An 8,425-nucleotide genomic window follows, 5' to 3' on the forward strand; every position below is an offset into this window, starting at 1 on the left:
CTTCTTTCTTCACTTCTTCTTTTACTTGTGTATCTGTTTTTGTTTGATCATTCTGCTTTGTTACAGTAGTTTCTTTATTTTCTCCACCTACCGCTTTTACATTTGCATCAAACGCAAAGCGGATTGTGTAGTTATGGTCATAATTTACGTTTGGTACAACAACGTGAATTTTTGCAGCTGCCGGTTTAGATAAATCATCTATTTTAAACTCTACAGTTCTTTTATCAGCAGATTCATCTTTACTAACAACTTTTGCATCAACAAAGTTCCCGTTCTCAGGTGCTTTAAATTCTGTAATCCAAGCACTATGATTCATCGGAATTTGCACTCTCATTTCGCCATTTTTCACAACTAGCTTAGCTGGTTTCTCAAAATAATCATTTGCCATTGAAGCTGAATCATTTTCCGCTTTTTGAATGACATAGTTAATATCATACGTACCGTCAGCTAGTTGTGCTGAAACTTTCCCATATGGCATGACAAGAAAAGCTAGCATACATACGAACGTTATAATAAAAGCGGGTAATACAGAAATCTTTCTCATTTGGCTTACTTCCTCCTTGTTTATCCATCATCCATACTTTTTGAAAATGATAATTATTCTCATTTTATAAGAAAAAAATAATAATCCTCTATCATTATTTACTTGTAATTTATTTATGTAATATAGATATTATTGATTATCATTCTCACTACATGTTAAAAATAATATCCCTCCCTATTCCTTATAAAGAGCGATTCATATTTTAACATAAGTCCCTATCTCTTTTGTTGATTATCATTCTCAATGAAACTCAAAAAAAATAAAACTAACCATTCTCCTACTCTATCACCTCTATTTACAAAAATGATATCGTTATAGAAAACCTTATACCTTTCACTCCTCACTTTCCTTCCAATATTTCCACAACTAAGTCAATCTTAGCCTACTCATAAATTTTTTGTCAACTATATTACGTATAAAATTTTAAATATCTAAATTTCTCTATATGCGTCTTTTTTTACAAAAAAAGAGGCTTTCTATGAAAGAAAGCCTCTTTTCGCTATTTTTCTACAGCAACTTCTTGCTTTTGAAACAAAGAAATGACATATCCAATGACAATACCTACTAGAGCAGGAACTAACCAACCTATCCCTACACTATATAATGGAATTTTATTTAAGACAGGTGCTAATGCCTCAATTTGAAGATTTGCATTGTGCAATCCATCAAAGAAGCTGATCATGAATGCTCCTACAATACCACCTACATACATTACTAAAGGAAGACGAATATAGTTTTCAACAAGTGATAATACGATTAGCACGATACCGATTGGGTAAATTGCAATTAAAATCGGTAATGCTAATGCATTTAACTGAGTTAATCCAAGGTTTGCTACCATAAATGCTAATACACAGAAGATGAAAACGACTTTTTGATAAGAAAGCTTTGGTAATAAGGAAGAAAAATATTCCCCACAAGCTGCCACAATACCTACAGAAGTTGTTAAACATGCTGCTGTAATTGCGATTCCTAGTAATAGAGTTCCGTAACTACCAAATAAATGATTTACAACGTTTGTTAAAATAATTCCTCCGTTTGCTCCCATTCCAAGAGACACACTAGAAGCTCCAAGGTAAGCAAGTGCTAAATAAACAAGTAGTAAACCGAGCGCTGCAATAAACCCTGCAAAGATTGTTACTTTTGCAATGCTGTTCTTATTTGTAACACCTTTTGCTTTTAAAGCATTAATAACAACATTTCCGAAAACAAGTGCTGCAAGTCCATCTAAAGTTAAATATCCATCAATAAAACCTTTAAAGAGCGGAGCACTATACGCTTCTGTCGGTGCACCAAATTCTCCAATTGGAGTAATAAGCGCTTTACCTACGATAATTGCAATAACAGCTAATAAAATCGGAGTTAATACTTTACCGATGCGGCCCACTAATTTCGATGGGTTTAAAGCTAAGTAGAAAGTTACGGCAAAGAAAATGAATGTAAAGATAACAAGTGGATACGATTGACCAGCTATCTCACTTGGTAAAAACGGTGCAACACTCATTTCATAAGCAACAGTTCCTGTACGTGGAACACTTACGAATACACCTAAACATAAATAAATTGCAGTGATAAAAACTAATGCGAATATAGGGTGCACACGTCCTGCTAACTCATTAATATCTCCCTTTAGAGCGATAACGATAACTCCTAATAAAGGCAACCCCACACCTGTTACGATGAAACCAAACAACGCAATCCATACATCTGTTCCAGCACCTTGTCCTAACGCTGGCGGAAAAATCATATTACCTGCACCGAAAAATAGTGCAAATAACATTAAACTTATTGCAAACATCTCAGAAAACTTTAAAGATGATTTCATTTCTACTAACCTCCTAAATGATTTGTTAACAAAATATTCTGAATTAAAATCCGTCATATATCCTCTTTCAAGCATACTTCCCCGTAAAAGAACGCAAAAAACACCCGTCCCTAACAAAGGGACGAGTGTTGAAATCGTGGTTCCACCCTTATTCTAATAAAATGAATTTATAACAAAATAAGCTCATTTTATAGCTCGTGTAAATTGATAACGGTTTTATCCGCCAAGAATTACAATGCATCATGCAGTTCACTCTTGAAGTTTAGAGGTGGTAAGTTTGTCCTTCCGTATTAGGAAGCTCACAGCCTAGGCTTCCCTCTCTGAGAATCGTCAAAAACAACTCATGTCCTCATCATTACTTTTATAAAATATCTTGTCGAAACTTGTTGTTTTTTATTATATGGGCTATTTTTTAAAAAATCAATAGTTTTATTTTTTCTGACAAAAAAATATAGGGAGAAAATTTTTCCTCCCTATAACTGTCCTATTAATATTTCTAATTCCTCAGCTGTAACGCTCCGCCATTTTCCCACTTCTAGATCATCTAGCTCTATATTCATAATACGAACTCGCTTTAGCTTAGTTACAGTAAACCCGAAAGCACGACTCATCCTACGAATTTGTCTGTTCATTCCTTGCGTTAAAACGATGCGAAATGTAGATTGATCCACTCTCGTCACTTTACATGGCTTCGTCATTCCATCTTTAATCTTTACACCGCTGGACATCTCATTAATAAACCAATCTGTAAACGGCTTATCCACAGTAACAACATATTCTTTCTCGTGCTCATGATCACCATGTAAAATTTGATTCGCAATCCCGCCGTCATTCGTTAACAAAATAAGTCCTTCCGACGCTTTATCTAATCGTCCCACAGGAAAGATACGCTCTGGATAATTAATATAATCAATAATATTATCTTCAATATGATCGGCTGCTGTACAAGTAATGCCAACTGGTTTATGAAAGGCGATATACACTTTTCCCTTCTCTTCTTTGGCAATAACCTGTCCATCAATCGTTACAACATCACCATCACTCACGAGTGCACCGTGCTTACAAATTTCACCGTTAATAGCTACGCTTCCTGCTTTAATAAGGCGGTCTGTTTCGCGTCTTGAGCAAGATTTTGCTGCGCTTATGTATTGGTTGATTTTCATGTTTTATTCCTTTTCATATATATTAAAAGCGTCAATCTATGGCAATATCATTATGCCACGATTGACGCTTTTTTTACTTCGCAAAAACAACTAAATAAATAACCCCAATCACCAAAAATATTCCACAACAAGCTAACAATACTTTTGCAAGTTTGTCCATAAACATATAATGGTTTCCCCTTTGTTTCGTTGTTTGCTATTTTAATTCGACAACTGTTACGCCTAGGCCTCCCTCGCCCATGTCACCGTAACGGTAATTCTTCACACCGCGATGCTTCTTCAAGTAATCTTGTACACCTTGGCGAAGTGCTCCTGTTCCTTTACCGTGAATGATTGATACACGAGGATAGCTTGCAAGCTGTGCATCGTCTAAATATTTTTCAACGCGCATCATTGCATCTTCATAACGTTCACCGCGAAGATCAAGTTCCAATGAAACGTGGTAATCTCTACCCTTCACACTTGCAACTGCTTTTTTCTCAGTTTGCTTCGGTGTATTAATGTATTCCATATTGGATTCTTTCACTTTCATCTTCAGAATACCAATTTGTACGCTCCACTCTGTATCACTTACCTTTTCAAGTAATTGACCTTTTTGACCGAACGTTAATACTTTTACTTCATCGCCTGCACGTAATTGTTGTTTTGGCGCTGTGTTTTTCACGTTTACTTTTTGTTTCTTCACAAGCTCTGGCGCCGCACCTTCTAGACGGCTCTTCGCTTCAATAAGCTCATGGTCTTTCACGTTCACAAGCTGTGCTTTACGCAATTGACGAAGTTCTTGAATAATGCCTTCTGCTTCTTTCTTTGCAGCTTCGACTTTTTCTTCCCCTTCTTTTTGCGCTTTTAACAATTTTTCATCGCGCTCATCATTAAATTCAATAATTTGACGCTGTAATTCGCGATGTAGTTTTTCAGATTGCTTGCGAAGTGCTTCTGCTTCGTTCCAGTCACGCTCTGCGTTCTTTTGACTTTCTTCTAACTTCGCAATCATATTTTCAATTTTGTTTGTATCTGTACTAATGTGGCTACGAGCTTGATCAATCACGCGATCAGATAAGCCAAGACGCTTCGAAATTTCAAAGGCATTACTACGTCCTGGTACACCGATCAATAATTTATACGTTGGGCTTAATGTATTCACATCGAACTCAACGCTCGCATTAATAACTTGCTCACGATTATATCCGTATGCTTTTAATTCTGGGTAATGCGTCGTAGCAACAACGCGAGCACCACGATTACATACTTCATCTAAAATTGAAATTGCTAGTGCAGCCCCTTCTTGCGGGTCTGTTCCAGCACCTAATTCATCGAATAAAACTAAGCTTTCAAAATCAGCTTTTTCTAAAATATCAACAATGTTCACCATATGTGAGGAGAACGTACTTAAACTTTGTTCAATCGATTGCTCATCACCGATATCAGCAAAGATATTTTTAAATACACAAATCTCTGACTCATCCATTACTGGAATGTGAAGACCAGATTGCGCCATTAATACACAAATACCAACTGTTTTCAGCGTAACTGTTTTACCACCTGTATTCGGTCCTGTAATAACAATTGTCGTGAAATCTTTACCTAACATAATGTTATTTGGCACGATAATTTCTGGATCAATAAGCGGATGACGCGCTTGTCTTAAATCCATATACCGCTCGTTATTTACGATTGGCTTCGTTGCTTTAATACGCTTCGCATAAAAAGCTTTCGCAAAAATGAAGTCAAGATTCGCAACTACTTCTACGTTAGATAAAACGATATCCGCTTCTACTGCCACTTCTTCTGTTAACATCAATAAGATGCGTTCAATTTCTTGTTTTTCTTTCACTCGTGCTTCTTGAAGCGCGTTATTTAATTCTACAATGACTTGCGGTTCAATAAATAACGTTTGCCCAGAAGCTGATTGATCGTGAACAATACCGCCATATACGCCTCGGTATTCTTGTTTTACTGGGATTACGTAACGTTCGTTACGAATCGTTACAATCGCGTCAGATAGCATCTTTTGCGCGTTTGAAGAACGCGTCATATTTTCTAACTTTTCACGAATACGGCTTTCTGCAGTACGAATTTGAGTACGAATACCACGCAGTTTATCACTTGCGCTATCGACTACTTCTCCGCCGTCACCGATGCAATTTGTAATTTTCTTTTCTAAATCATATAAAGATACAATTTGAGCGACATGAGTTGCTAAAATTGGCAACTCGACACCATTATCAACCATATCTTCAATGAAACGTTTCATATTGCGACTACCATACATCGTATTGGCAATATCAAGTAGTTCATGTGGGCTTAACATACTTCCAATCTTTGCACGCTTCACATTTGAGCGAATATCCGTAATACCACCTAATGGTGCACTACCTTTTAAACGAATAACTTTCGCCGCTTCATCCGTTGTATCTTGCATTTCTACAATTTCTTCAAAATCAGTGCTCGGCACTAAATGCTTCACTTTGTCACGACCAAGTGAAGAGGCTGTATGTTCAAGTAATTGTTCTTTTACTTTATTATATTCTAATACACGCAACGTTCTTTCTAACATGTTGCAGGTCCCCCTTGTGTTACTTATTACGTTTAATATAGTCTAATAAACGTTCAATATCCCACGTGTTAATCACGTTATCTTTTTGAATCCAACCTTTACGTGCTGCTGCTACACCTGTTTCCATATCTTCTAACATTTCAAGCGTATGAGCATCCGTATTAATCGCTACTTTTACACCAGCATCTTGTGCTTGTTTTAATAATTTCGCGCTTAAATCTAGACGGTTTGGATTCGCATTTAATTCTAAAACTGTATTTGTTTCTTTTGCGAGCTCGATTAATAAATCTGTATCCACATCATAGCCTGCGCGTCGTCCAAGAAGACGTCCTGTCGGATGGGCAATCATTGTGACATGCTTATTCTCTAGCGCAGCACGAAGACGTTTCATAATCGTTTCACGGTCTTGTGAGAAGCTAGAATGAATCGCTCCAATGACATAATCTAATTCTGCTAATACTTCATCATCAAAATCAAGCGAGGCATCTGGTAAAATGTCCATTTCAATTCCGCGTAAAATTGTAATGTCTGGATACTTTTCGTTCATGCGTTCAATTTCTTTCGCTTGTTCACGAAGGCGCTCTTTCGTTAAACCGTTCGCTACTTTTAAGTATTGTGAATGGTCGGTAATCGCCATAAAATTATATCCACGAGCACGACATGCCTGTACCATTTCCTCAATTGAAAAGGCACCGTCACTCCATGTTGTATGCATATGTAAATCACCTTGTATATCAGAGAACTGAATTAAGTTTGGATACTCTTTAATTAATTCAATTTCTTTTCCATCTTCACGCACTTCTGGCGGGATAAATGGAAGACCGAAATGAGCGAAGAATTCCTCTTCTGTTTCAAATGTCTTCACTTCACCTGTTTCTAAGTTTTCTACACCGTACTCACTAATTTTCTCGCCTCTATCTTTCGCGATTTGACGCATTTTTACGTTATGGTCTTTTGATCCTGTGAAATGGTGAAGAGTGGTAATAAATTCTTCTGGTTGTACTAAACGGAAATCAATTGAAATATCATATTCATATTGAAGACGAACAGAAACTTTCGTATCTCCACTTGCGATTACCTCAATCATATTATCAAATTGCAGTAAATGCTCACGTACTACCGCTGGTTCTGTCGTTGCAATGATAAAGTCTAAATCTTTCACCGTTTCACGAACGCGGCGCAAACTACCAGCGCGAGAGAAACGAATTACTTCAGCAATATTCGACAATTTCTCCTCTATTTCCCCGGCAATAGGCAATACCATCGCGATTGGTAAACGCTCTGGACGAGATCCTACTTGATCGATTGCTTCTAATATTTTCTCTTCTGTTTTCTTACCGAAACCTGCTAAAGCTTGTACTTTATTTTCCTCACAAACCGCTTTTAGCGATTCCATATCAACAACACCAAGTTCTTTATATAACTTAGCTACCTTTTTACCACCAAGGCCTGGCAATTTTAATAACGGTAATAAGCTACTTGGCACTTCTTGTTCAAGCTCTTGCAACACTTCAGATGTTCCCGATTCTATATATTCTTGAATCACTGCTGCTGTTCCTTTTCCAATGCCCGGAATCTTCGTGAAATCTTCAATCTCAGAAAGACTACGATCGTCACTTTCTAATGCTGCTGCCGCTTTACGAAATGCAGATATTTTAAATGGATTCGCGCCCTTTAGTTCCATAAACAGGCCGATTGTCTCTAATAATTTAATAACTTGTTTTTTATTTACTTTCATCATTACCCCGCCTTTCTTTCATAGAAAAAAACTCCTCTTTCCGAAAAAAGAGAAGTTATACTCTGCTACCTGTCTGCCATAGTTCCTTCACCTTTTCAGAGAGAATCGGTGTATCGTCTACAATTATTTTGCTAATTGATGATTTTTGTAATGGTGTTTGTATTTGCTCAATCGGAAGGATGTTTCCAACGATAATTAAAACAAACAAAATAATATATACTTCTAAAAATCCGAGGATTGCCCCCGCAAACGCATTGATTTGCTTTAAAACCGGTATTTCTGCAAACATATTTAACAAATTACCAAGTAATGAAAGTGCAATTTTTGTAATAATAAACAATATGATAAACGCAAGCGCTTGATAAAATACTGTCTCAATATTATTTGCATCAATCCATTCTGGAACAGATACGTTTTTATCAAATGGATACGGAATAAATTTCGCAAGTGCTGGCGCTAAATCTTTACAGTACCAGTATGCAACAAGGTATGCGATAATAAAGCTTGTTAACTTTACAAGTTGCAGAATAAACCCTCTGCGTAAGCCGAGGAAAAATCCCATAACAAGCAGTAAAATGATAATAATATCAATCATGTT

General features: G+C 36.7%; 6 protein-coding genes and 1 other annotated feature. All 6 genes read right to left on the reverse strand.

Translation table 11 applies throughout. The annotated features are described in order from the left end of the window. On the reverse strand, nt 1–544 hold a 544-nt coding region (gene isdC, locus MR113_RS25920; protein WP_242257344.1), incomplete at its 3' end, for a heme uptake protein IsdC. A gap of 499 nt (nt 545–1,043) precedes the next feature. Beyond that, the gene (gene brnQ6 / locus MR113_RS25925) at nt 1,044–2,369 is read right to left on the reverse strand and encodes a branched-chain amino acid transport system II carrier protein BrnQ6 (RefSeq protein WP_097865034.1); all 1,326 of its coding nucleotides are present in this window, start codon (nt 2,367–2,369) and stop codon (nt 1,044–1,046) included. A gap of 114 nt (nt 2,370–2,483) precedes the next feature. Further along, nucleotides 2,484–2,734 (reverse strand) — a binding site (T-box leader). 108 nt (nt 2,735–2,842) lie between these two features. Then, nucleotides 2,843–3,532, reverse strand: coding sequence for a 23S rRNA pseudouridine(2604) synthase RluF (locus tag MR113_RS25930; protein WP_242257345.1), 690 nt, complete (start codon nt 3,530–3,532; stop codon nt 2,843–2,845). A gap of 196 nt (nt 3,533–3,728) precedes the next feature. Next, the gene (locus tag MR113_RS25935; protein ID WP_242257346.1) at nt 3,729–6,089 is read right to left on the reverse strand and encodes an endonuclease MutS2; all 2,361 of its coding nucleotides are present in this window, start codon (nt 6,087–6,089) and stop codon (nt 3,729–3,731) included. A gap of 19 nt (nt 6,090–6,108) precedes the next feature. Then, nucleotides 6,109–7,827, reverse strand: a complete 1,719-nt coding sequence (gene polX / locus MR113_RS25940) for a DNA polymerase/3'-5' exonuclease PolX (RefSeq protein WP_242257347.1) — start codon at nt 7,825–7,827, stop codon at nt 6,109–6,111. Nucleotides 7,828–7,882: 55 nt separating this feature from the next. Next, a complete protein-coding gene (locus MR113_RS25945) occupies nt 7,883–8,422 on the reverse strand; it encodes a CvpA family protein (protein ID WP_242257348.1) in 540 nt (179 codons plus the stop codon). Nucleotides 8,423–8,425 lie beyond the last annotated feature (3 nt).

Source organism: Bacillus cereus group sp. BfR-BA-01379, assembly GCF_022663605.1.
GTDB lineage: Bacteria > Bacillota > Bacilli > Bacillales > Bacillaceae_G > Bacillus_A > Bacillus_A mobilis.